General features: G+C 67.9%; 25 protein-coding genes. 14 read left to right on the top strand and 11 right to left on the bottom strand.

Annotated features, from left to right (window positions below):
• The 12 genes from FV226_RS19455 to FV226_RS19400 all read left to right on the top strand — a co-directional run bounded on the left by FV226_RS19455 (position 1) and on the right by FV226_RS19400 (position 10,552).
• Complete coding sequence (locus FV226_RS19455) at positions 1-2,037, top strand: quinol:electron acceptor oxidoreductase subunit ActD (RefSeq protein WP_147764178.1); 2,037 nt, start codon at positions 1-3, stop codon at positions 2,035-2,037.
• Positions 2,034-2,561 carry a cytochrome c gene (locus FV226_RS19450; protein ID WP_147764177.1) on the top strand — a complete coding sequence of 176 codons (528 nt, stop codon included), beginning with the start codon at positions 2,034-2,036 and terminating at the stop codon, positions 2,559-2,561. The genes FV226_RS19455 and FV226_RS19450 overlap by 4 nt, the downstream gene beginning before the upstream one ends.
• The gene (locus FV226_RS19445; protein WP_147764176.1) at positions 2,558-3,643 is read left to right on the top strand and encodes a hypothetical protein; all 1,086 of its coding nucleotides are present in this window, start codon (positions 2,558-2,560) and stop codon (positions 3,641-3,643) included. The genes FV226_RS19450 and FV226_RS19445 overlap by 4 nt, the downstream gene beginning before the upstream one ends.
• Positions 3,640-4,116, top strand: a complete 477-nt coding sequence (locus FV226_RS19440; RefSeq protein WP_147752849.1) for a hypothetical protein — start codon at positions 3,640-3,642, stop codon at positions 4,114-4,116. The genes FV226_RS19445 and FV226_RS19440 overlap by 4 nt, the downstream gene beginning before the upstream one ends.
• Positions 4,117-4,120: 4 nt before the next feature.
• The gene (gene coxB / locus FV226_RS19435) at positions 4,121-5,098 is read left to right on the top strand and encodes a cytochrome c oxidase subunit II (RefSeq protein WP_147764175.1); all 978 of its coding nucleotides are present in this window, start codon (positions 4,121-4,123) and stop codon (positions 5,096-5,098) included.
• A complete protein-coding gene (locus tag FV226_RS19430; RefSeq protein ID WP_147764174.1) occupies positions 5,095-6,774 on the top strand; it encodes a cbb3-type cytochrome c oxidase subunit I in 1,680 nt (559 codons plus the stop codon). The genes coxB and FV226_RS19430 overlap by 4 nt, the downstream gene beginning before the upstream one ends.
• 10 nt (positions 6,775-6,784) lie before the next feature.
• The gene (locus FV226_RS19425) at positions 6,785-7,444 is read left to right on the top strand and encodes a cytochrome c oxidase subunit 3 (protein ID WP_147764173.1); all 660 of its coding nucleotides are present in this window, start codon (positions 6,785-6,787) and stop codon (positions 7,442-7,444) included.
• Positions 7,445-7,448: 4 nt separating this feature from the next.
• A complete protein-coding gene (locus tag FV226_RS19420) occupies positions 7,449-7,760 on the top strand; it encodes an oxidase (protein WP_147764172.1) in 312 nt (103 codons plus the stop codon).
• A 117-nt stretch (positions 7,761-7,877) separates the two neighbouring features.
• Positions 7,878-8,696, top strand: coding sequence for a class II glutamine amidotransferase (locus FV226_RS19415; RefSeq protein WP_147764171.1), 819 nt, complete (start codon positions 7,878-7,880; stop codon positions 8,694-8,696).
• Between the two features lie 170 nt (positions 8,697-8,866).
• Positions 8,867-9,610 carry a NepR family anti-sigma factor gene (locus tag FV226_RS19410; RefSeq protein WP_147764170.1) on the top strand — a complete coding sequence of 248 codons (744 nt, stop codon included), beginning with the start codon at positions 8,867-8,869 and terminating at the stop codon, positions 9,608-9,610.
• Positions 9,611-9,728: 118 nt separating this feature from the next.
• Positions 9,729-10,142, top strand: coding sequence for a DUF1236 domain-containing protein (locus tag FV226_RS19405; protein WP_147764169.1), 414 nt, complete (start codon positions 9,729-9,731; stop codon positions 10,140-10,142).
• A gap of 134 nt (positions 10,143-10,276) precedes the next feature.
• Positions 10,277-10,552, top strand: coding sequence for a hypothetical protein (locus FV226_RS19400; RefSeq protein WP_147752841.1), 276 nt, complete (start codon positions 10,277-10,279; stop codon positions 10,550-10,552).
• Positions 10,553-10,567: 15 nt separating this feature from the next.
• Here FV226_RS19400 and mscL read toward each other — a convergent pair whose 3' ends face one another.
• From mscL to FV226_RS19360, 7 genes are all read right to left on the bottom strand, one after another.
• The gene (mscL, locus tag FV226_RS19395; RefSeq protein ID WP_147764168.1) at positions 10,568-10,996 is read right to left on the bottom strand and encodes a large conductance mechanosensitive channel protein MscL; all 429 of its coding nucleotides are present in this window, start codon (positions 10,994-10,996) and stop codon (positions 10,568-10,570) included.
• 83 nt (positions 10,997-11,079) lie between these two features.
• Positions 11,080-11,916, bottom strand: a complete 837-nt coding sequence (gene pssA / locus FV226_RS19390) for a CDP-diacylglycerol--serine O-phosphatidyltransferase (RefSeq protein ID WP_147764167.1) — start codon at positions 11,914-11,916, stop codon at positions 11,080-11,082.
• Positions 11,917-11,989: 73 nt separating this feature from the next.
• Positions 11,990-12,700, bottom strand: a complete 711-nt coding sequence (locus FV226_RS19385) for a phosphatidylserine decarboxylase (RefSeq protein WP_147764184.1) — start codon at positions 12,698-12,700, stop codon at positions 11,990-11,992.
• Between the two features lie 980 nt (positions 12,701-13,680).
• Positions 13,681-13,980 carry a hypothetical protein gene (locus FV226_RS28710; protein WP_246685545.1) on the bottom strand — a complete coding sequence of 100 codons (300 nt, stop codon included), beginning with the start codon at positions 13,978-13,980 and terminating at the stop codon, positions 13,681-13,683.
• A gap of 193 nt (positions 13,981-14,173) precedes the next feature.
• Complete coding sequence (locus tag FV226_RS19370) at positions 14,174-15,046, bottom strand: DUF4747 family protein (protein ID WP_147764166.1); 873 nt, start codon at positions 15,044-15,046, stop codon at positions 14,174-14,176.
• A 158-nt stretch (positions 15,047-15,204) separates the two neighbouring features.
• Positions 15,205-17,115, bottom strand: a complete 1,911-nt coding sequence (locus FV226_RS19365; RefSeq protein WP_147764165.1) for an ABC transporter ATP-binding protein/permease — start codon at positions 17,113-17,115, stop codon at positions 15,205-15,207.
• A 143-nt stretch (positions 17,116-17,258) separates the two neighbouring features.
• Entirely contained in the window at positions 17,259-18,812 is a 1,554-nt protein-coding gene (locus FV226_RS19360) for a LysM peptidoglycan-binding domain-containing protein (protein WP_147764164.1), read from the bottom strand.
• A gap of 268 nt (positions 18,813-19,080) precedes the next feature.
• Between FV226_RS19360 and FV226_RS19355 the strand changes: the two genes are divergently transcribed.
• Positions 19,081-19,683: a TIGR00730 family Rossman fold protein gene (locus tag FV226_RS19355; RefSeq protein ID WP_147754739.1), complete on the top strand. Its 603-nt coding sequence runs from the start codon at positions 19,081-19,083 to the stop codon at positions 19,681-19,683.
• A 916-nt stretch (positions 19,684-20,599) separates the two neighbouring features.
• On the top strand, positions 20,600-21,028 hold the full coding sequence (locus tag FV226_RS28700; RefSeq protein ID WP_238272911.1) for a hypothetical protein: 429 nt from the start codon (positions 20,600-20,602) through the stop codon (positions 21,026-21,028).
• A 214-nt stretch (positions 21,029-21,242) separates the two neighbouring features.
• Here the strand turns inward: FV226_RS28700 and FV226_RS19340 are convergent, their stop codons facing one another.
• The 4 genes from FV226_RS19340 to cysS form a co-directional block, all read right to left on the bottom strand.
• Positions 21,243-21,446 carry a diguanylate cyclase gene (locus FV226_RS19340; RefSeq protein ID WP_147764181.1) on the bottom strand — a complete coding sequence of 68 codons (204 nt, stop codon included), beginning with the start codon at positions 21,444-21,446 and terminating at the stop codon, positions 21,243-21,245.
• The gene (locus tag FV226_RS19335; RefSeq protein ID WP_147764162.1) at positions 21,362-21,799 is read right to left on the bottom strand and encodes a hypothetical protein; all 438 of its coding nucleotides are present in this window, start codon (positions 21,797-21,799) and stop codon (positions 21,362-21,364) included. The genes FV226_RS19340 and FV226_RS19335 overlap by 85 nt, the downstream gene beginning before the upstream one ends.
• Entirely contained in the window at positions 21,799-22,008 is a 210-nt protein-coding gene (locus FV226_RS19330) for a hypothetical protein (RefSeq protein ID WP_147764161.1), read from the bottom strand. Before FV226_RS19330 ends, FV226_RS19335 begins: the two co-directional genes overlap by 1 nt.
• A gap of 371 nt (positions 22,009-22,379) precedes the next feature.
• Entirely contained in the window at positions 22,380-23,756 is a 1,377-nt protein-coding gene (gene cysS, locus FV226_RS19325; RefSeq protein WP_147764160.1) for a cysteine--tRNA ligase, read from the bottom strand.
• Between the last annotated feature and the right edge of the window lie 136 nt (positions 23,757-23,892).

The raw sequence follows: 23,892 nt of genomic DNA, 5'->3' as shown, positions 1-23,892 counted from the left end.
ATGTCGGGCGCCATCCTCCAGCCACCCTCCGGTGCCGGCCTGATCGCGCAGGACGCGACGCTGCACGGCATCGGCCGTGCGGTGGCGGAGGTCCCGCTGACGCATCCGTCGAACCGGCGCTGGTGGATCGCCTTCGCCGGCGCGCTCGCCCTGCTCGGGCTGTTCGGCGGCGTGCTCGCCTACCTGCTCTTCACCGGCGTCGGCATCTGGGGCAACAACAACGCCGTCGTCTGGGCGCTGGACATCGCGAGCTACGATTGGTGGATCGGTGTCGCCAGCGGAAGCCTGCTCGTCTCGGCGGTGCTTCTGCTGCTCGGCGCGGAGTGGCGCGGCGCCGTCAACCGGGTCGCCGAGACGGTCGCCCTGCTCTGCACCTGCGCCGCCGGACTCTACCCGATCATCCATCTCGGGCGGCCGTGGTTCTTCTTCTGGAACCTGCCCTACCCGAATACCTACGCCCTCTGGCCGCAGTTCCGCTCGCCGCTCCTTTGGGACGCGATCGACATCGTGTCCTACCTCGTGGTCTGCGTGAGCCTCTGGTACATCGGGCTGCTGCCCGATCTCGCATCGCTGCGCGACCGCGCCGTCGAGGATGCGCTGGCTCAGGAGAAGGCGCACGGCCGTTCCCGGAAGCGTGCTTTGCTGAAGGCGCGGGCCTACGGGATCGTCGCATCCGGATGGCGCGGGTCGGCGGCGCATTGGCAGCTCTGGGTCCAGGCCTACCGTACGATCGCGCTGCTCGGCGTCCTGTTGGTTGTCTCGTTGCAGACCGGTGCTTCGGTGATGCTCGCGGGCTCGGTGATGCCCGGTTGGCACGACACGATCCTGCCGGTGACCTTCCTGGTCAACGCGGTGTTCTCGGGCGTCGGCGTCACCGCCGCGGTGGTGGTGCTCGTACGCTCGGTCTACCGCCTCGACGGGTTGATCTCGGACCGCCACCTCGAAATCCTCGCCCGGCTGATGCTGTGCCTCGGATGCGCCAGCCTCTACTGCTACGCGACCGAGTTCTTCTCGACGTTCCTGCATGGCGACGCGCGTGAACGTGGCGTGCTGGTCCGGCGGATGACGGGGGAGCACGCCTGGGCGTTCTGGACCGTCGTGGCCTGCCTGCTGATCCCGGCCCAGGCCTTCTGGTCGGCCCGCATGCGCCGGTCGACGCTCGCCGTCGCCGCGATCGGCCTCCTCGTCGCGGTCGGCGCCTACGCCGACCACGTGATGGTGCTCGTGGTGACCCTGGCCCAGGACTTCCTCCCCTCGTCGCGCCTCGCCTACAGCGAGACGATCTGGGGCGTTGCCACCTTCGCGGGGTCCGTCGGGCTGTTCCTCACCCTCCTGCTGCTGTTCCTGCGCTACCTGCCGGCGGTCTCGATCACCGAAAGCCGGCGCCTGGCGCTCGCCGTGACGCCGACCGCGGCTGCGGCCGAGCGAAAGCCCGTGCGAGAGTCCGAGATGCGACCGCTCGCCGAAGAGCGCGACGAAGCGCAGGACGCGCCGCTTTGGGGCGTCAGCGCCGCCTTCGCCTCGGAAGCCGACCTCGCGGCGGCGGTAAGCGCGTTGTCCGGACTCGACGCGTCGCACGTCCACCTCAGCGCCCACGGCCCGGTGCCGATGCCGCGCGTGGTCCGGACGCTCGGCATCGCAGGCCGCTCGATCCGGGCCTACGCGATCTTGGGCGCGCTCGCCGGCGGCGCCGCCTTCTACGGCATGTGCGTCTACGCGACCGCCTACGACTACGTGTTCCTGATCGGCGGGCGCCCGCGCTTCTCGTGGCCATCCTTCGTCGTGCCGAGCCTGTCCTTCGCGATGATGAGCGGGACGATCGCCGTCCACCTCGCCTTGCTGATCCTGAACCGCCTGCCGCGGCTGAACCATCCGGCGTTCAACATTCCCGGCTTCCTGCGGGCGACCGACGACCGCTACTTCCTCTCCGCGGAAGCCCGGGGCGAACGCTTCGACGCCGACCGCATCGTGCGCAAGCTCGCGGCGCTGCCCGCGGAGGCCGGGCGCCCTCTCGACATCAGGCGGGTGCCGCGATGAGACGGCTCCTCGCCCTGCTCGCCCTCGCACCGCTCGCGGCTTGCGGCGAAGCCAACATGGCCGAGCAGCCCAGCGCCAGGACCTGGGACAAGAACAACTTCTTCCCGCAAGGGATGACGATGCGGCAACCGGTGGCGGGCACCGTGCCGCGAAACGATCCGGCCAAGGCGGCGCCCCAGCCGGCGACCATCACGGAGAGCCTGTTGACGCGCGGTCGGGAGCGCTACGGCATCTTCTGCACGCCCTGCCACGGCGCCTCCGGCGACGGCCGCGGGATGATCGTCGCGCGCGGTTTCCCCTCCGCCGGTCAGCTCACCACGGAACGCCTGCGCCAGGCGTCGGCGGACGACCTCTACCGGGCGATCTCGCAGGGGCACCGGGCGATGTACGGGATGGGCCAGATGATCCCCTCCGCGGATCGCTGGGCGATCGTCGCCTACGTCCGCGCCCTGCAGCGCAGCCAGGATGCCGCCGTGGCGGCCCTGCCGCCCGAGGACCGGGCGAAGCTGGAGGCGTCGCGATGAACGCCCGGAACGCCGCGGCCGCGGGCCGCAACCCCGTCGGCGCGCTGCTCCTCGGCCTCGGGGCGTTGGTCCTCACCGTGCTGACGGCCGGCTGGCGCGGGGCGGCGGCGTCCTACCTCGCGGCCTGGCTGGCGCTGCTCGCCCTGCCGGTGGGCGCGCTTCCGATCGCCATCGTGCTGGAGCGCTTCGGCTTGCGCCGGCACGACCACGGCGAGGGCGAGCTGTCGAAGGCCCTGCGCCGGCTCGTCGCGCTGATGCCGGTCGCCGCCATCCTGGGCATTCCCATTCTGGTCGGCATCGGACGGATCTATCCCTGGACCGACGCCGCCCCGGAAACGCCGTTGGCGGCGGTCTGGTTCACGGTTCCGCTCTTCGCCCTGCGCGTGGTCGCGTACCTCGCAGCATGGGTCTGGCTCGCCGCCCGCTTCGTGGTGCCGGCGGAGGATCGCGCCGACGGACGCACGGTTTCTAGCGTCGCCCTGCACGCGGTCGTCGGCACCCTCGCCGTCACCGATCTGGTCGGATCGCTCGATCATCGACTCGGCTCCAGCCTCGAAGGCCTCCTCGTGCTGACGGCCTGGAGCGGGCTCGCGCTGGCGGCGGCGATCCTGCTGGCGCCCGAGGAGCCCGCTCCGATCGGGCGCGGACGCGCGGTCCCGGGGCAGGACCGGCTGGTGCCGCTCGTCGTCCTGCTGAGCCTGTGGGCCTTCCTGCACTTCGTGCAGTTCTTGATCGTGTGGTCTGCGAACCTGCCGCAGGAGGTGATGTGGTACTTCGCTCGCGGCGGCTGGCTCGGACGCGCCTTCGCCGGCTTCGGCGGCGCCGTGGTGCTGCTCGGCGCGTTGGCGACGCTCCGCCCGGGACGCCCGACGACGCGGGTTCTCGCGGCCCTGACGGTCGTGCTCCACGCCGTCGAGATGTTCTGGTTCGTGACGCCCGCCCTGCGCGACCGCTTCGTGATCCGCATGAGCGATGTCTTCGCCGCGGTGGCCGTCGGGTGCCTCGGCCTCGCGCTGCGTCCGCTCGTCCGACGCTTGGTGCCGCTCGCTTCGCCCCGACGCCGCCGGAGCGCCGCCGCATGAGCACCGACCGGACGCAACGACGCTACGGCTTCGTCTCGACGATCATCGCCGGCCTGTCGGGTCTGCGCGGGCCAGCCGCCGCGTCCAGGCCGCGGCAGTCATCCGAGAAGGACGAGTCCTCCGGCGGGCCGGGCTACGAGGTTTCCGACGTCAACGTCGGCAACACCGCTCGGGTGATGGCTGGGCTCATGGTCACCGCGTTGGTCGTGATCGGTGGGATGGTGTGGCTGAGGACCTTCGTGGCCGCGGACCAGCGCCAAGCCCTGCCGAAGCTGACGGCGCAGCAGACCTCGCGGCTCGTGCCGCCACCGCCGAACCTGCAGGCCGACCCCTATGCCGACCTCGACGCCGAGCGTGCGGCGGAGAACCGGCGGCTCGACGGCTACGCCTTCCTCGACGCCTCGCGCCAGCGTGCGCGCATCCCGATCGACCGGGCCATGGCCCTGACGGTCGGCCGAACGCTGGACCCTTGAGCCGATGACGCCGACGCACGCAGCCCTCGAGCTTTGGCCGGCCGCGGCCTCCGCCGTCGCGGTCGAGACCGACTACCTGATCCTCGCCTTCACGGTACTCACCCTGGTGCTGACCGTGCCGGTGTTCCTGGCGATCACGTGGTTCGCCATCCGCTACCGCGACGGGCAGGAGGCGAACCGCGACACCAGCGGCATCCGCTCGAATCTGATCGAGATCAGCTGGATGCTGATCCCGTTCCTGCTGACGCTGATCTTCTTCGTCTGGGGCGCGCGACTCTTCGTCATGTCGAAGAACCCACCGCCGGACGCGATGGTGATCGAGGCGATCGGCCGGCAATGGATGTGGAAGTTCCAGCATCCCACCGGACAATCCGAGATCAACGACCTGCACGTGCCGATGGGTCAGCCGGTCAAGCTGCGGATCATCAGCCAGGACGTGATCCACGCCCTCTACCTGCCGGCGCTGCGGATGCAGATGGCGGCTTTGCCCGACAGGTACACCGAGCTCTGGTTCAAGGCCGACAAGCCCGGCACCTTTCACCTCTACTGCTCGGAATATTGCGGCACCGACCACTCGGCGATGGACGGCAACCTGACGATCCTGAGCCAGGGCGACTACCAGGAATGGCTGACGCATTCCGGCGCCCAGCAATCCAAGGTCGCCGCCGGCAAGGCGATCTACGACGCCTACGGCTGCGGCACCTGCCACAACGAAGGCTCGACCGTGAAGGCGCCAAAGCTCGCCGGCCTCTACGGACGCGACGTGCGGCTCGCCGACGGGCGCACGGTCACGGCCGACGAGGACTACCTTCGCGAGAAGATCCGCAACCCCAACGGCAACCGGCTCGCCGAAGGCTACAAGCAGATCATGCCGAGCTTCGCCGGCGTGATCCCCGAAGACGACCTCGGCCGCCTGATCGACTTCCTGAAATCGAACACCCGCACCGTGGGCGACGCAGCGTCCGGAGAGGCCACGCGATGAGCGCATCGGGCACCGTCGACAGCGGGCTCGCCAACCGCGAGCCGCACGCACCGGAGGCGACGCTCGATCGCCCCGCCGACTACCTGCACGCGGAATCGACCCTGCGCTCGTGGTTTCTCACCACCGACCACAAGCGCATCGCGATCCTCTATCTCGCCTCGATCACCGCCTTCTTCATCGTCGGCGCCGTCGCCGCCGGCGTGGTGCGCCTAGCGCTGGTCGTGCCGAACGGCGCGGTGATGACCAACGACACCTACAACAAGGCCTTCACCATCCACGGCGTGGTGATGGTGTGGTTCTTCCTGATCCCGTCGATTCCGGCGACCTTCGGCAACTTCCTGATCCCGCTGATGATCGGTGCCAAGGACCTCGCCTTCCCCAAGCTGAACCTGACCAGCTGGTACGTCTTCATGACGGGGGCGCTGTTCACCATGGTCTCGGTGGTGCTCGGCGGCATCGACACCGGCTGGACCTTCTACGCGCCGCTCTCCACCGCCTTCTCGAACGGTTGGGTCCTGCCCGCCCTGATCGGCGTGACGATCGTCGGGTTCTCGTCGATCCTGACGGGGCTGAACTTCGTCGTCACGATCCACACCATGCGGGCGACCGGCATGACGTGGTTCAAGCTGCCGATCTTCGTCTGGACCCACTACGCCACCAGCCTGATCTTCCTGCTGGCGACGCCGGTCATCACCACGGCGCTGATCCTGCTGATCATGGAGCGCGCCTTCCACATCGGGGTGTTCGATCCGGCCTTCGGCGGCGACCCGGTGCTGTTCCAGCACCTGTTCTGGTTCTACTCGCACCCGGCCGTGTACATCATGGTCCTGCCGGGCATGGGGGTGATCTCGGAGATCGTCCCGGCCTTCGCCCAGAAGAAGCTCTTCGGCTACCGCTTCGTCGCCTACGCCGCGATCGGGCTCGCCTCGGTGACGTTCTTCGTCTGGGGCCACCACATGTTCATCAACGGGCAGAGCGACCTGGCCTCGCTCGCGTTCTCGGCGCTCTCCTTCGCGGTCGCCGTTCCCTCGGCGGTGAAGGTCTACAACTGGACCGCGACGATCCATAAAGGCAAGCTCCGCCTCGACACGCCGATGCTCTACGCGATGGGCTATATCGGCCTTTTCGTGCTCGGCGGCCTTACGGGCCTGTACCTGGCGACGCTGGCGATCAACCAGCACATCCACGCGACCTACTTCGTGGTCGCCCACTTCCACTACATCATGGTCGGCGGCACGGTGCTGGCGTTCCTCGGCGGGCTGCACTTCTGGTGGCCGAAGTTCACCGGCCGGATGTACAACGAGGCCTGGGGGCGGATCTCGGCGCTGCTGATCTTCCTCGGCTTCAACGTCACGTTCTTCCCGCAATTCATCCTCGGCTACCTCGGCATGCCGCGGCGCTACGCGACCTACCCGCCGGAATTCCAGTTGCTCAACGTCTTGTCCTCGGCGGGGGCGACGATCCTGGCTGCGGGGTACATCTTCCCGATGCTCTACCTCGTCTATTCCTTGTGGTTCGGCAAAAAGGCGCCGGCAAACCCCTGGGACGCCAAGGGGCTCGAATGGGAGACCGCCTCGCCACCGCCCACCCTGAATTTCACGTCGCCACCCGTGGTGCCGCGGGTGCCTTACGACTATCCGATCCAGGAGCAGGAAACGAAGGCGCAGCACCGATGAGCCAGCTTCGATGAGCGCGCGGCTCGCCGACGGCGTCGGCACCGAACGCGCCCACCACTTCGAGACCGTGGCCCAGCAGCGCTACGCCGCCACGCTCGGGATCTGGGCTTGGCTGATCACCGAGTTGCTGTTGTTCGCGGCTCTGTTCCTCGTGGCGCTGATCGTGCGGATCCAGCATCCGGAGGCGACGCAAGAGGCGGCGCGCCACCTCAAGTTCTGGATCGGTGCGGTCAACACGGTGGTGCTGATCGTCTCCAGCCTTACCATGTCGATGGCGATCGAGTTCTCGCGGCTCGGCTGGCAGCGGGCGATGGTGCGGGCGATGCTGGCGACCGCGGCTTTGGGCAGCCTGTTCCTCGTGCTGAAGGGCTACGAATACTACGCCGACTATACGGAGCACATGATGCCGTTCCTCGGTTCGCGCCCGTACGAGCTGGCCGCGTCGCCCGCGTCGCGCCTGTTCGTGAACCTGTATTACGTCGCCACGCTGCTGCACGGGCTCCACCTGCTCACCGGCATCTCGCTGCTGCTCGGCATGACCTGGATGGCGTCGAAGGCAGGGTTCCTGTCGCGGCACCAGAACTGGATCGAGATCTACGGCCTCTACTGGCACTTCATCGACCTGATCTGGATCATGGCCTTCCCGATCCTCTACGTCGTCAACCGGTAGCCCGATGCGCAATCCGCTCGCGACCCTTTCGGACGACGACCGCGCTCTGCTGAAGGCGCGACTGCGCAAGCCGGTGCTCAGCTTCCTGGCGCTGATGGGCCTGCTGGCAGTCAACGTCACGCTCGGCGCGACCCTGCCGTTCGAGCAGGTCTGGACGCTCGAGCTCGTCGTCGTCGCCGCGATGGCGCTCGTCGTCCTCCTCGTCTCGATGGAGGTGCTCCACGAGCCGCCGCTGGTGAAGCTGTTCTCGGGCCTCGGCTTCTTCTGGGTCGCGATCATGGTCGGCATGACGTTGACGGATTACCTCGGCCGCTGACGCAAGCGCGCGGTTCGCGGTTGTTCGCTGCGGCAAACGCACCTAAACCGGAGCGGACCTCCGGGCGGCGGACGATCCGCGCCGAGGCCCCGCCCGACCAGGTAAGTTTCCGAGACGATGTGCGAATTGCTCGGCATGAGCGCGAACGTGCCCACCGACATCCGCTTCTCGTTCGCGGCTCTGGCGCGGCGCGGCGGCGAGACCGGTCCGCATGCGGACGGTTGGGGCATCAGCTTCTACGAGGGGCGCGGCTGCCGCAGCTTCCACGAGCCGGAGCCGAGCGCGAAATCCGAGTTGGCGCGGCTGCTGCGCGACTACAAGATCAAGAGCCGCATCGTCATCGGGCACGTGCGCAAGGCCAACCGCGGCCGCGTCAGCCTGGAGAACACCCATCCGTTCTCGCGCGAGCTTTGGGGCCGGCGCTGGACCTTCGCGCATAACGGCCAGCTCAAGGGCGTGAAGAAGCTGCCACTCGGCGGGTTCATGCCGATCGGCTCGACCGACAGCGAGTACGCCTTCTGCTGGATGCTGGGCCGCCTGCAAGCGCGCTTCTCCGCCCTGCCCAAGCCCGCCCTGCTCGACCGCGCTGTGGCCGACCTCAGTGCGGAGCTTCACGCGCTCGGCGTCTTCAACATGCTGCTGTCCGACAGCCGGACCCTCTACGCCCATTGCGGCAAGCGGCTCTGCTACCTCACCCGACGGGCGCCGTTCGGCACCGCGACGCTGATCGACGAGGACTGGCGCGTGGACTTCGCGCAGGAGACCACCGAACGCGACGTGGTCTCCGTCGTGGCGACGCAGGCGTTGACCCGCGACGAGTGCTGGACGGACCTCGCGCGCGGCGACGTCATCACCCTGCGCGACGGCGCGATCCGGCTGCTGAAACCCGGCGCGCCGGCCGCAGCCACCGTGGTGGTCGCCCCGAAGCCCTGTTGAGGCAAGGTCCGATGCACTCGGATGTGACGGTCCGCGAAGGTGCAAGCGGGGCTGCGATAGGTTAAACACACACCATGACCGGAGCGGCGCTGGCGCGAGCCGCGAACGTCCCGCCTCGCGGGTCCGGACCGCCCGCGAGCCCGCTTTAAGACCGTAGATTGCGACGCATCATGACCCGCGACGAGACCGACACTCTTCCGAGCCAGTCTGAAAACGGCGGCAAGGATGCGCGGCCCAACCTGTCGCACACCATCCGCTCGCATCTCGGCGACCACCTGCGCAGCGCCTACGACACGCTGGGCCAGACCGAGCTGCCGAGCCGCTTCGCCGAGCTGATCGCGAAGCTCGAGGCGGCGCTCAAGGCCCGCGGCGAGGCGATCGAGCCGGAATTTCGCAACGGCCTGCTCGCCGCCGTCCCGTCGCTGCGTGCCTTCGCGCTGTCGCTGACCTCGAACCCGGCGCGCTCGGACGACCTCGTGCAGGATACGCTGATGAAGGGCTGGCAGCACCGCGCCCGCTTCCAGCCCGGCACCAACCTGAACGCCTGGCTGTTCACGATCCTGCGCAACATCTTCTACTCGGATCACCGCAAGCGCGTCCGCGAGGTCGAGGATCAGGATGGCTCCTACGCCGCGCGGCTGGCCACGGCCCCGCACCAGGGCGACCGCCTCGACGTCGAGGATCTACAGACGGCGCTCGCCAAGCTCCCGCCCGACCAGCGCGAGGCGCTGGTTCTGGTGGGCGCCGAGGGCGTCTCCTACGAGGAGGCGGCGACGATCATGGGTTGCAAGGTCGGCACCGTGAAGAGCCGCGTCAGCCGGGCCCGCGGGCGGCTCGCCGAACTGTTGGGCTACGACGAGGAAGACCTCGGCTCCGACCGGTTCATCCAGTCGGCGATGCCCAAGGACGCTTGAAAAGACGCGTGAGAACCGGTCCTTTTTGACGCATCCGTTTCCGGGGGTCGTGCGTTACCGGCCCGAGACTCGCCCAGCGTCGAACGGCGCGGCGGGCATCGGAACACGGAGTTTTACCATGCAGTTCAAGTCCATCCTGGCCGCCTCGGCCCTCGTCCTCGCCCTGCCGCTCGCCGCGCAGGCCCAGGGCACCATCCGCGGGGCCGAGCGCGGCGCCGAGACCGGCTCCGACATCGGCGGCCCGATCGGCGGGATCGTCGGCGGCGCGGTGGGCGCGGCGACCGGCACCGTCGGCGGCATCCTCGGCGTCGACATGCAGCCGCGCTTCCGCAGCTACGTCCGCGAGCGCAACGTGCGCTCCTACGATTACGACGGCCGCGTCGCGGTCGGCACCACCCTGCCGGGCGACGGCGTGACCTATTACGACGTGCCCGACGAGTACCGCGTCCAGGCCGGCACCCGCTACACCGTGATCAACAACCGCCCGGTTCTGGTCGATCGCGGCCACCGCATCGTCGAAGTGATCGACTAACTTTTTCAGCCTCCACCAATCCGAGAGGGCTCCGGGGCGATACGCCTCGGGGCCCTTTTCGTTGGTACGCTGCCGTGCAACGCTTTGCCGCATCGCCCGTTAGGGTTCTGACGGCGAACGGGAATTCTGAAACCATGGACGACGACGCCATCGACGCGAAGGCCGGCCTGCCGGAACCGGTTCGCGACCACCTCGGCCAGCAGCTCCGCTCGATGCTGACGGTGGGCCAGGAGAAGCCGCGCTTCCTCGGTGACGACCCTGCCCCCGATGAGACCTTCGCGCCGCAGCTGCAGCGCCTCGAGACCCGGCTGAAGACCCACGAGGAAGGCACCGGCGCCGTCGAGCACGCCCTCGACCGCATCCTCGACGCGTTCGGCGTCACCCCCGAGGACGACAAGCCGGCGGCCTGAACACCGCCTCCGCGCTCAAACCTTGGGGCGCGTCGCCAGCAGGTCGCGGATCTCGCCCAGGATCTTCACGTCCGCCGGCACTTCGGCGATCGCCTCGGGCTTGGCCTCTTCCTTGGTCTGGAGCTTGTTCATCGCGCGGATGACCAGGAACAGCACGAAGGCGACGATCATGAAGTTGATCGCCACGGTGATGAACTGGCCGTAGCCGATCACCGCGCCCTGCTTCTTCGCCTCGGCATAAGCTGCGCCGGCTTGCACCTTCGAGGAAAGCGGCAGGTAGTAGTTCGAGAAGTCGAGGCCGCCGGTGATCGCGCCGATCATCGGCATGAACACGTCCTGCACCGCCGAGGTCACGATCGCCCCGAAGGCGGCGCCGATGATCACGCCGACGGCGAGGTCGACCACGTTGCCGCGCAGCGCGAACTTCTTGAACTCTTCGAGCACGGCGGCCCCCCTCACGTTTCAGTGGGCAAAACCTATCGCAAGTTGCGCGCCGGCCTCAAGGCGAAAGGAATATTGTCCACCGCTCAGATCGCGGAGGCCGGATCCTCGCCGCTCTCGGGGCGCGTCTGCGGCTCGAGGCGTGACCGGCGGCGGTACTGCGCCGCGCCCAACGGCAGGCCGACGATGTAGGCGGCGCTGATCGCGACCAGCGATTCGAACGGGAACGAGATCAGCAGGCCGAAGGCGGCGACGCCCGCCAGGAAGATCGGGAGCACCAGCCCGCGGGGCACGCGCTTGCCCATGGTCTTGCCGGAGAAGGTCGGCACGGTGGAGACCACCAGCAGCGCGATGCCGAGCACGTAGACAAGGATCGCCGGCGCGGCCCAGGCCTCGAAGCCGAAGCCGAGGAAGTGCAGGTAGAGCGGCAGCATCGCCGTCATCGCCCCGGCCGGCGCCGGCATGCCGACGAAGTAGTCCTTCTTCCATTCCGGGCGGTTCGGGTCGTCGAGCATCGCGTTGAAGCGGGCGAGCCGGAGCGCCATGGCGATGGCGAAGATCAGCGCCACGATCCAGCCGAGCGATTTCAGGTTGTGGAGCGCGAAGCCGTAGAGGATCAGCGCCGGCGCGCAGCCGAAGTTGACGAAGTCGGCCAGCGAATCGAGTTCCGCCCCGAAGCGCGAGGTGCCCTTCAGCAGGCGCGCCACGCGCCCGTCGATGCCGTCGAGCACGGCGGCCGCGATGATCGCGATCACCGCCGGCTCGAACTTGCCCTCGAAGGCCAGCCGGATCGCCGTCAGCCCGAGGCAGAGCGCCATCAGGGTGATCATGTTGGGCGCGATCATCCGGAACGGTACCGGCTTGAACCGGCGCGGCCGCGGCTCGTTCGCGTCCGGCTCGAAGGGCGGGAAGAGATCGTCCATCGCCCCTCCTGAGAGCATTTTCGAGCGAAGTGGAAGCCGGTTCGCGTGAAGAAAATGCGACCGCACGAGTAAGTCAGATGCGCCGGAAGCTGCGCTCGGGGCCGCCGCCGAGGTCGGCGAGCACGGTCTCGCCGGCCACCGCCTTCTGGCCGAGGCCCACCAGCACGCGGGTGCCGACGGGGAGGTACACGTCCACCCGCGACCCGAACCGGATCAGCCCGAAGCGCTCGCCCACCGAGAGCTGGTCGCCGGCCGAGACGAAGCCGACGATGCGCCGCGCCACCAGGCCCGCGATCTGCACCACGCCGATCCGCACCGGCTGGCCGCCGTGCAGGGTCTCCATCACCATTCCGTTGCGCTCGTTGTCCTCGCTCGCCTTGTCGAGCTCGGCGTTGAGGAACAGCCCCGGCGTGTAGTGGATCTGGCCGATCCTGCCCGTCACCGGCACGCGGTTCACGTGGCAGTCGAACACGTTCATGAACACCGAGACGCGGGTCATCGGCACCGGCGGCAGGTCGAGCTCGGGCGGCGGCAGCACGGTGGAGATCAGGTTCACGCGCCCGTCGGCCGGCGACACCACGAGGCCGTCGGCCACCGGCGTCACCCGCTCGGGGTCGCGGAAGAAGTAGCACACCCACAGGGTGAGGATCAGGAACACCCAGCCGAAGAACTGCGAGAACGTGCCGGCCAGCACCGTGAGCACGATCCCGATCACGATGAAGGGGTAGCCCTCCTTGTGGATCGGGACGAGCGTCCGGCGGATCGTCAGGAGAAGGTCGTTCATGCGGTCTTTCGACGGGGCGGGGCCAAACGGGATTTTGACCCGCGCGATGGCAGCCCGGGGCGCGAAGGTCAACCTCGCGCGCCGTCGCGCGGTGCAACGGATCGGACGCCCCCCTCTCCCCGCGTGCGGGGAGAGGCCCGGCGGCACCCCGTCGTGCGGCCGGGAAGCGAAGGCGAAGCCGAAGCGACGGTGAGGGGGCGCGACCGGAGGAGGCTCGTCCGTTCGCGCCCCCTCACCCTCGGCTGCCGCCTCGCTTGGCCGACGACGCGGTCGTCAAAGCCCTCTCCCCGCAGGCGGGGCGAGGGGATGCGCGTCCCTCCAGACACGCCAAAACAACCCCACGCGGAAACCCTCCGCCGGCGGCATGGCCCGGACATCACGAAACAGGAGACGCGGGACGCCGCGGAACCCTGTGATGATGCGCGTTTAGCCGGTTCCCCGGCGTCCCGCGGTGCCGGGCCCGGAACGCGGGCGTCGGCGCCGATTTGGCGTCGCGGCTGGTTCGATCGTAGCCACACAACGCGGGGCAGGAGGCCAAAGCCTCGAACGCCTGTCACGCTTCCGCGTCCGCGTCCGCGTGAGCGGTCGGTCGCGCCTAAGCCTTCCCGCGCGAGCACGAGCCCAGCCCCGCCATGCGGGTCCGGTCACTCCGGGCCACGGCACGCGGGTGAACCCGCCGCTCTGTGTCCCTGCCCCACGATGCCCGCGCCGCCGGCTGACCGACCGACGACCCGGGAGCCGCCACGCTGCCGACCGCCCCGTCGATCACCGGGCCGGCTCCTGACGGCGGCACCGGGACGAAACGCAGCCCCGGCGCCGTGCAGCGCGTGATGGGGTTATAGGCATGTTATAGGACTTTTGTCAAGATCAATTTCTAATCTGTATTTTGTCGATTTCGAAAAATTAGCTCAGAGATATCAAAATCAGATTTATTTCTGAAGGTCGCCATTATATGCAATTGTTACTGGGTTATTTATAATTCACTCCGCGTCATTTTTTCCAATCGACGCCGCAGTATTTACAATTCGTGCAGTATTAAATAATTGAGCCGCGGTGGCAGGCGCAACTAGCAACGCGTAACACATAGCCCAATATCCCAAAAAGTTGAATCCTACCCAGGCATAGGCTTGACAGAAAATTCCCATAAAAATCGCAAGCGTTTGAACTAATATAAAATGGTAAAATGAGGCGACAATTTTGACGAAATATGATTGTTTCTTACCTTCTTCGCTCAGATAAGTAAAAATTTTTGAGCCAGCGAATGCGAGCATAATTGCCATCCCACCCATCGAAAACCCGAGCAGGTTTGGTAAGATACTAGTAGGCATGGATGCCCAGACTCGATTACCATCGTTATCTAGCTTGATCCAAACCGGATAGGTTACAACTGTGAACGCAAACGCTAGCCATAAATAAATTGATTTTAAAAACTCAGACCATCCTCCATAAGCCTCCCAGTATAACTTTATTGGCTTAAGTGCTGGGAAATGGAGCCAACCAGTCGCGAGCGACGCCGATCGCTGTATCCACCGTGGTAGACTGAGAGTCGATCCGAGCAGTCTGCTTTTGGGGGTACTGCTTGGTCGAAATGGAAATCTTTTCCTCTCCATCCCTACCTTCTCCCCTTGAGTAGCCATGCCGTAGTGAGGCTTCGCCCTGAGCTTTTATTTGATCATCGGCCTTCAAGCCTTTGTGTGCACTTGAGGCGGTATAGACTGTGAGTTGGCGACTTGCTCTTATTTTTTCAAGCCGCTCGATTATTGCATCAGCGTCTTCAGTGTTGTCGTCAGAATTTGGCACGCTCACAAGTATCTCAAGTTTTCTAAGATTTTTTATGGCATATATTTTCTCTAACGCTGAAGAATCGACTAGTAGGTCCACCTCAACGTAGGCTGGCTTAGTGAGTTCGAAACGAAGAGCGCCAAGAGTTTTTTCATCGAAAAGTGCCCTAAACAAACGCTCAGCGCTGGAAGGGGCAAGAGTACGCCCCTCATCATTCCGAGATTCAAAAACCAGAATATGATCTTTTTCACGAAAGACGTAATTAAATCTTTGCCAGTGGAAACCAGTATTCGCCGGAATACTAATCTTAGCTTTTTGCTCTTCGTCCGGCTCTTGCATCAACAAGGTATCAATGATCCGCTCATTCGGATCAATTTCAGTCCAGGAATATATACTTCCCCAGAATACGCCATTTGATGACGCAGAAGGTTTGGTTATAGCTGCTGTCTTTTCACCAAAATAATTGATCCGACGTCCTGCGACACGCTCAAAAAGCTCTCTGTAGATCCCCTTTACGTGGGGATGAGCGCTAACATTGAGTGCGTGGTACTCCAAAATCGCCATCGCGACCTCCCTAATAAGGAAAGTCGTACTACGCCCCGTTGAATAGATGCAACGAGATTTCCTATCGCTTAGAGAGTTTTCTACACCCTAATGGAAATTTTGCCAGTGCCGGAGTTGAGAGGCATCTACCAGCCAAGACGATACCTCGGCTCAGCACTTTATTCCGCCACCATTACCTTCCCCCGAACCCCACGCACCTCAACCCGCACCCGCTCCGCCTCCTCCTCAGCCCGGCGCAACGCCGCCCGCGCGGCATCCGCCTCGCGCTGCCGGTTCCAGAGCGCGGCGTAGACCCCGTCCTGGTCGAGCAGCGCGGCGTGGGTGCCGCGCTCGACGATGACGCCCTTGTCGAGGACCAGGATCTGGTCGGCGTCGACCACCGTCGAGAGGCGGTGGGCGATGACGAGGGTGGTGCGGCCGCGGGCGATGCGGTCCAGGGCGTCCTGGATCTGCGATTCGGTGAAGCTGTCGAGGGCCGAGGTGGCCTCGTCGAGGACGAGGATCGGCGGCCCCTTCAGGATGGTGCGGGCGATGGCGACGCGCTGCTTCTCGCCGCCCGACAGTTTTAGGCCGCGCTCGCCGACGGGGGTGTCGTAGCCCTCCGGCAGGGATTCGATGAAGCGGTCGATCTGGGCGAGGCGCGCGGCCTCCCGCACCTCGGCCTCGGTCGCCTCCCAGCGGCCGTAGCGGATGTTGTAGCCGATCGTGTCGTTGAACAGCACCGTGTCCTGCGGCACCATCCCGATCGCCGCGCGTAAAGAGTCCTGGCGGATGGCGGCGATGTCCTGCCCGTCGATGGTGATGCGGCCGGCTTGCGGCTCGTAGAACCGGAACAGAAGGCGCGAGAGCGTCGACTTGCCGGCGCCCGAGGGGCCGACGATCGCCACCGTCTTGCCCGACGGCACCGCGAAGGAGACGCCGCGCAGGATCGGCCGGTCCGGGTTGTAGGCGAAGTGCACGTCCTCGAAGCGCACCTCGGCCGGGCCGGGGACGAGGGCCGGCGCGTTCGGACGGTCCGCGATCTCCGGGTTGCGGTGGAGGATGCGGAACATGTCGTCGATGTCGATGAGCGCCTGTTTGATCTCGCGGTAGATCATGCCCATGAAGTTCAGCGGCATCGAGAGCTGGACCAGCATGGTGTTGGCGAGCACGAACCCGCCGATGGTGGTGCGCCCGGCCAGGATGTCGCGGGCGGCGAGCCACATCACCGCGGTCATGCCGAGGGTGAAGATCAGCGCCTGGCCGGCGTTGAGCACGGCCAGCGACACGTAGGTCTGCGTCGAGGCCTTTTCGTACTTCGCCATCGCGCCGTCGAAGCGCTGGGTCTCGCGGGTCTCCGCGCCGAAATACTTCACGGTCTCGTAGTTCAGCAGCGAGTCGACCGACTTGCTGTTGGCGTCGGTGTCGGACTCGTTCATGCGGCGGCGGATCGCGATCCGCCACTCGGTCGCCTTGTAGGTGAAGCCGAGATAGGCCGCGACCATCACGAACACGACGGCCGAGTAGGTCCAGTCGAACTCGTAGGCCAGCACGCCGAGCACCAGCGCGAACTCGACGATGGTCGGCACCAGCGTCAGAACCATCAGGCGCGACAGCTCCTCGATGCCCGAGCGCCCGCGCTCCAGCACCCGCGTCAGCCCGCCGGTCTTGCGCTCGAGGTGGAAGCGCAAGCTGAGCTGGTGCATGTGCTGGAAGGTCTTCAGCGCCAGGCGCCGCACCGCGTGCATCGCCACCTTGGCGAACAGCCCGTCGCGCGCCTGCGTCAGCCCCGCCATCAGGATGCGCGAGGCGCCGTAGATCGCGATCAACGCCATCGGCGCCGCGAAGATACCGGTGGGGAGCGTGCCCTCCTTGCCGCCGACCGCGGCCACCAGCGCGTCGGTGATCCACTTGAAGGTGAAGGGCGTGACCATCGTCACGAGCTTGGCCACCAGCAGCAGCCCGAACGCCAGGAAGACCCGCCGCTGCAGGTCCGGCCGGCCGTAGGGCCACAGGTAGGGCCACAGCCGGCGATAGGTGGCGACGAGGCCCGGGCGCGCTTCGGGCGCCGGCTCGGGGGTGGGTGTCATGCGAAAGGGTCCGGGAGGTGCGTCGCCCGCCATATAGACCCGCCGCCCGCCCGGCACACCCGCCGCGACCGCGGGGCGGCGCGGCGTGGATGGATCGCGCCCTTCCCTCCCCCTCTCTGGGGAAGGGGAAGCGCGGCGGACCGTCAGCCGTTCTTGCCGGCCTTGTCCTTACCCTCGCCCGGCAGCACGAAGATCTGGCCGGGGTAGATCAGGTCCGGGTTGCGGATCTGCTGCTGGTTGGCGTCGTAGATCACCGTGTAGCGGTCGCCGGCGCCGTAGGTGCGGCGGCTGATCTGCCACAGGCTGTCGCCGCGGATGATCTTGGCCGTGTTCACTTCGGCGACGAACACGCCCGCCGCGGCGTCGGGCCGTGGCGGCTCGATCGCGGCGGGCGTCCGCGCGACGGCTCCCGGCGCGGGCGGCTGGGCCGGCGCCGCCGGGCGCGCTACTGTCGGCGCCTCGGGCGCAGCGGAGCGCGCGGCCGAAGCCGCCGACGGGGCAGCCGGCGTGGTGGAGACGCGGGCCTCGGCGTGCGTTTCAGGCGCCGGCTTGGCGGGCGCGGAGCCGACGGGCGCGGGCTTGTCCGGCGCAGGTCTGGTCGGCGCGGCGTTCGCGGCGACGCGGGCCGGTTCCGGCACCGAGAACGGCACCTCGGCGCGGCCGCGCACCTTGCCCGAGACCGCGTCGACCTGGTCGACCCGCACCATGTAGTCGCCCGGCTTCACGCCGCGGCCGATCGTGAAGGTGACCTTGCCGTCGGCCCCGACGCTGGCCGGCGCGATCAGCGTGTCGTTGAGGTAGAGCCGCACCGTCGCCCCGGGCGAGGCCTGGCTGGTGACGAACAGCCGCCCGCCCTCCTGCGCGTCCACGCTGACGATCTTGACGGGGGCGTTCGTCGCGGATGTGTCCGGCGTCGTCTTCGCGGCCGTCGCCGCCTTGCCCGGCGCCGCGCCGCTTCCGGCGCCGTCCTTGCCGGACGAGACTTTGCCGGGTGCGACTTGGCCCGGCACCGCCTGGCCCGGCACCGCCTTGCCCGCCACGTCCTTACTCGCGACGCCCTTGCTCGCGACATCCTTACCCGGCGACGCCTGACCCGGCCCGGCCGGCGACCCTTGCGCGGTCGGCGCGTCGGGCTGCGACAGCACCACCGTCGGCTTGTCCGGCGCGATCAGCGCCACCAGCGGCTTCTCGGTGCGCGAGGGCGAGACCGCCACCGCGACGCTGTCCGCCGAGCGGGTCTCGCGGCCCTCGGCCGTGGTCGAGCGCAGCACGATCTCGCTGTTGCCCGCGGGCAGGGCCGGCGGCACGATCGCGAACTGCCCGTTGGGGTCGGCCAGCGCCTTGGCCACCGCCTTGCCGTCGACCAGGAGCTCCACGACGGTGTCCGGCGCGCCGCGTCCGGCCACCACCGACTCGCCGTTGGGCTCGACGCGGACGATATCGAACTTGAGCGCGGCCGGGGCGTCGGCCCGGGGGGCCGGCTCGGCCGCGGGCGCCGCCGCGCCGGGCTTGTCCTCGCCGTTGCCCATGCCGGCATCCGGCGCCAGGGCGCCCACCGCGCCGGGCGCCGGGTCGGTGCCGGCCAGGCGCGCGGGCTTCCACGCGTCGAGCCCGCCGAACAGGGCCGCCACCAGCCCGAGCCCGATGAACAGGCCCAGGACCGCCAGAAACACGCCGCGCCGCAACTCCGCCGTCATGGCGCTCCATCCCCCGTCGACACCGTGCCCGGCCGCCGGGACTTTCGAGACCCGTTTTCGCGAAAAACCGTCGACTGTCCCGCCCATCTTACCGTACATGTCCGGGAGACCAAGCCGCCGCGCCGACGCGCCGACGAATTCCCGTCGCGATCAGCAGTTTGGCACCGATTTCGCCCCTGCCCGCGGGCGGTCTGCCGATCAGAGGCCCGGACCGGCGGCTCATGACGACGACCCTTGATACATGACGACCTTGGATGAAGGAGGCCGGATGGCGCCGGTGAAGACGGTCTGTGTCTATTGCGGCTCCGGCTTCGGCGGGGACCCGGCGTTCCGGCAGGCGGCGGAGACGCTCGGCGCCGCGCTCGCGGCCGCCGGGCTCGACCTCGTCTACGGCGGCGGCGACGTCGGCCTGATGGGCACGGTCGCCCGCGCGGTGCTGGCCGGGGGCGGGCGCGTCACCGGCATCATCCCCGACTTCCTGAAGTCGCGCGAGCACATGCTCGACGCCATCCAGGAGACGATCGTGGTCGGCGACATGCACACCCGCAAGCGCCTGATGTTCGAGCGCTCGGACGCCTTCGTGGCGCTCCCCGGCGGCATCGGCACCCTGGAGGAGCTGGTGGAGCAACTCACCTGGGCGCAGCTCGGCCGGCACCGCAAGCCGATCCTGCTCGTCGAGGTGAACGGGTTCTGGAAGCCGCTGCTCACCCTGTTCGACCACATGCGCGCCCACGGCTTCATCCGCGAGGGGCTCGACCTCAACTACGTCGTCGCCGAGGGCGCCGACGCGGTGGTGCCGACGCTCCAGTCCGAGAGCCGCCGCCTCGGCGACGACCCGGCCGCCGAGCGCTTCGTGACCGAGCGGCTTTGAGGAGCTGAGGGTATCGGCACTGGCCCTTCCCTCCCTCCTCTGCCGGCAGGGCGATCGCAGATGGCGACTTGCTCGTCGAACACCCACTGGCAGCACCACATCCTCCCGGGGCCGCGCGGCGGAGCCCGGGATCCGGACACGCTAGTCGAGCCGGACTTCCCAGCGTCGGCGGTTCTGGATTCCGGGCTCGCCTTCGGCGCCCCGGAATGACGGTGCGGTGCCATCTGTGATGACGTTCCTCCGCGGAAGAGGGGCGGTCGTCTGAGAACTCGGCGGCTTAGGAAGCCGAACCAAGCACGGGTTCCCCCTCTCCCCGTGGGCGAGGAGAGGCCCGACTGCACCTCGTCGTGCAGGCGGGAAGCTGAGGCGAAACCGAAGCGAGGGTGAGGGGGTGCGGACGGAGGAGCCTCTTCCGTTCGCGCCCCCTCAACGTCGGCTGCCGCCCCGCTTTGCCGACGACGAGGTCGGCAAAGCCCTCGCCCCGCGCGCGGGGCGAGGGGATGCGCGCGAAGCGGACCGCCAGACGCGGGGATGTGTGAAGCGTGTCGCTCTCAGCGAAGGGCGTGACCCCTCTGGATCCGGCACGCCCCTCATCCCGACCTTCTCCCCTGGGAGAAGGAGCCGCAATGCGCATCGCATGCCGTGCCCGGCGTCTCCGTGTCGAAATATTGAATTCAAATGGGATGGCGCTGCGTCAGTGATCGGCGCGTCAAACCTTCCCCGGACGCGACCTGATCGGACGTTCGCCAATCAAAATTCTGTGTTCGTGCCGCTGATTCGCAATGCCGACAACAACCAGAAATGAAGACGACCTAACCCGGCCTGGTTTTTGCTACATTCGGCGGCGACCAAGACGCGGAGCAGCCATGACCCTCCCGGGGATCGATCGAGGCCGGCGTACCCGCGGAGGCGCGCGATGAACGCGGCGGCACGACCGGCGACGCTTGCCAATTCCGCCACACCCCCGGCGGCGCGATCCGAGCGGTTCGGCCTCGCCTACCGCCTCGGCCTGCCGATCGTGCTCTGGGTGCTGTTCGCCAACGGCGCCACGCATTACCGCGACCGGCACATCGTACCCGCGATCGGCCTGCGCGAGGTGGTGGAGGCCGAGGTGGCGAGCCGGCTATGCCCGGGCCTGCGCCTCGACGACGCAAGCTTCCGGCGCTTCTCCCAGGACCACGGCATCAACCATTCCGACCTCTACCAGAAGCGCTCGGTCTGGCTGCGCAAGGACGCGGACGCGCTGGAGCGCGACCTGCGCGCCGACCCGGAGGGCGGCTGCCGGCACATGCTCGACCTCTACGGCCGCGACGGCCCCGCGCCGCACCTTCTGGCGGTCCGCTGATCCCGGTTCGGCGGCGCCGTCAGGCCGCCGGTCGAGGGTCATCTCCGCGGCCCCATGCAGGATGCAGCGGCCCTTGCCGGAGGTCTTGGCGGCGTAGAGCGCCTGGTCGGCGCGCAGCATCATCTCCGCGAGTCCCATTTCGTTCGAGGCGTCCTCGTTCCGCACGACGCCGACGCCGACCTGCGCCAGAACGCCCTCGCCGATGCGGTAGGGCTCAGCGATCGCCGCGACGATTCCGGCGCCGAGCCGGTGCGCTTCCCGCTCGTCCAGCGATCCGGCGAGCAGCAGGAACTCGTCGCCCCCGAGGCGGCAGGCCGTGGCGCCGGGGCCGGCCTACCTCGCGCAGCAGGGCGTCGCCGGCCGCGTGCCCGAGGCGGTCGTTGACCTGCTTGAAGCCGTCGAGGTCGAGGTAGAACAGGTTCGCTCGGCGCCGGTCGCCTGCAGCGCCTCGAACGCCTCCTCCAGGCCGCGGCGGTTGACGAGTCCGGTGAGGGGGTCGGTGATCGAGCGGCCGTGGCTCTCCGGCTCACCGAGGATCGCCTGCACGGTCACCGCCGGGTGATGGCGCAGGATGCCCAGGTTCATCAGGATGAAGGCGGTGGTCTGCACCGCGATCAGCGGCAGGAACGCGACATGCGCTGCCAGGAACGTGGCCTTGTCGCTCATGTCGACGATCAGGATCTGCGCCATCGCATAGCGCGGAGCCGCGAAATTCCGGCCGACGATCCCGCTGATCGCCCCGAGGCCCGACGCGAGCACGACGATCGACATCACCGTGTCGTCGGACGCGACGGCGAGGCGATGGTGGCGCCCTGCAGGCAGGTCCAGAGCAGGCCGGTGGCGAAGACCGGCCCGGACGGCGCGCCGACTCGCCGCAACAGCACAGGGCGGAGGGCCAGCAACAGCAGGTCGAGGAACGCGATGACCGCGAAGACCGCGAAGACCGCCTGGTCCGACCGTAAATACGCGACACCGGCCACCGCGATGGTGTTGACGGCGCCGACGACGAGGGGGTCCTTGGACGTGAAGAACCCGGCGCGTAGGCGCTGCTCGACCGTGTCCGGCAGATCGGAACCGATCTCGGCGAGCTAACGCAGGACGCGATTTCGAGGCGCAGGGTACATCGTCGTGGCCTGGTTCGGGTGCTGAGAAGACCGCACCCGGCAACACTAGGACCAGACAGTGGAGATTCTATTCTGTCGGATCGGACGTTCGTCTCGTTCGCCGACGAAACTCCAGGGACTTTCACTACCCGATAATACAACTCAAAGTCTTTATTACAAGATGCTGACGACGTCTTCGACAGGATGGATCACGCCATCGCGTCGCTGGAGCCGGCCGGGGTGCGGGCCTAGACCACGCTCCAGGTCGTGCCGTCCTTGCCGTCCTTCACCGCGACGCCCATCGCCGCCAGCGCGTCGCGGGCGCGGTCCGAGGCGGCCCAGTCCTTGGCGGCCCGCGCCGCGGCGCGATCCGCGATCAGCGCCTCGATCGCCGCCACGTCGAGGCCGGAGGCCGCGACGGTGGCCTGGTCGCGCTCCGAGCGGGTCCGGTCGAGGAGGCCGAGCAGGTTCGCCCCGGCCCGGAGTTGCGCGGGGTCGTCGAGGCGGTGGATCTCGGCGAGCGCCGCGGCGGTGTTGAGGTCGTCGAGCAGCGGCTCGAGCACCGAATCCGGTGCCTCGGCGGCGGGGGCGGCGTCGCCGACGGCGCCGTACCAGCGGTCGAGCATCCGCCGCGCCTCCTCGAGGCCGCGCAGCGTCCAGTCGATCGGCTGGCGGTAGTGCGACTTCAGCATGGCCAGCCGCACGACCTCGCCGGGCCAATCGTTCAGCACCGCGCGCAGGGTGACGAAGTTGCCGGCCGACTTCGACATCTTCTCCCCCTCCACCTGGAGGAAGCCGTTGTGCAGCCAGGTGTTGGCCATCACCGGCGTGGAAAAGCAGCAGCGGGACTGCGCCACCTCGTTCTCGTGGTGGGGGAAGATCAGGTCGATGCCGCCGGCATGGATGTCGAAGGTCTGACCGAGGTGGCGCGCCGACATCGCCGAGCACTCGATGTGCCAGCCCGGGCGCCCGGGCGCGGCGATGCCCGACGGCGAGGGCCAGGACGGCTCGCCCGGCTTCGAGGGCTTCCACAGCACGAAATCCAGCGGCGAGCGCTTGTAGGGCGCGACCTCGACCCGGGCGCCGGCCTCCATCTCGTCCAGCGGCCGCTTCGAGAGCGCGCCGTAATCGGGCATCGAGGGCACGTCGAACAGCACGTGGTCGGCCGCCACGTAGGCGTGGCCGGCGACGACCAGCCCCTCGATCATCGCCACCATCTCCACGATGTGATCGGTGGCGCGCGGCTCGATCATCCGCGGGCGCCCCCCGGCGACGTTGACCGCGTCGGGCATCAGCACGCCGAGGTCGGAGAGGTCCGCGTGGAAGGCGGCGAGCGTCCCGTCGGTGAGTTCGCGGATGGTGATGCCGCGCTCGGCCGCGCGCGCGTTGATCTTGTCGTCCACGTCGGTGACGTTGCGGGCGTAGGTGACGTGGGCCTCGCCGTAGAGCCGGCGCAGCAGCCGGAACAGCAGGTCGAAGACGATGATCGGGCGCGCGTTGCCGATATGGGCCGCGTCGTAGACCGTCGGGCCGCAGGCATACATCCGCACGTGGCTCGGATCGATCGGCGCGAACGGCGCCTTGGCTCCGGTCAGCGTGTTGTAGAGCCGCAACATCGGCGCCATGAAACGTCCCTCGTCCTTCGCGGCCGCGATCCCGGCGGCGCGGCCTGCGCCCGGTGCCGGGCCGGCGAAAACTCTCGTTTGCCGTCAACGCCCTGGGCACGGCGCGCCGCCCCCGCCCGCGGGACCGGGCGCAGGC

This window comes from Methylobacterium sp. WL12, assembly GCF_008039475.1.
In the GTDB taxonomy this organism is placed as follows: domain Bacteria; phylum Pseudomonadota; class Alphaproteobacteria; order Rhizobiales; family Beijerinckiaceae; genus Methylobacterium; species Methylobacterium cerastii.
The sequence above is the reverse complement of the archived record's forward strand: the minus strand, read 5'-3'. Positions and strand labels throughout refer to the sequence as shown.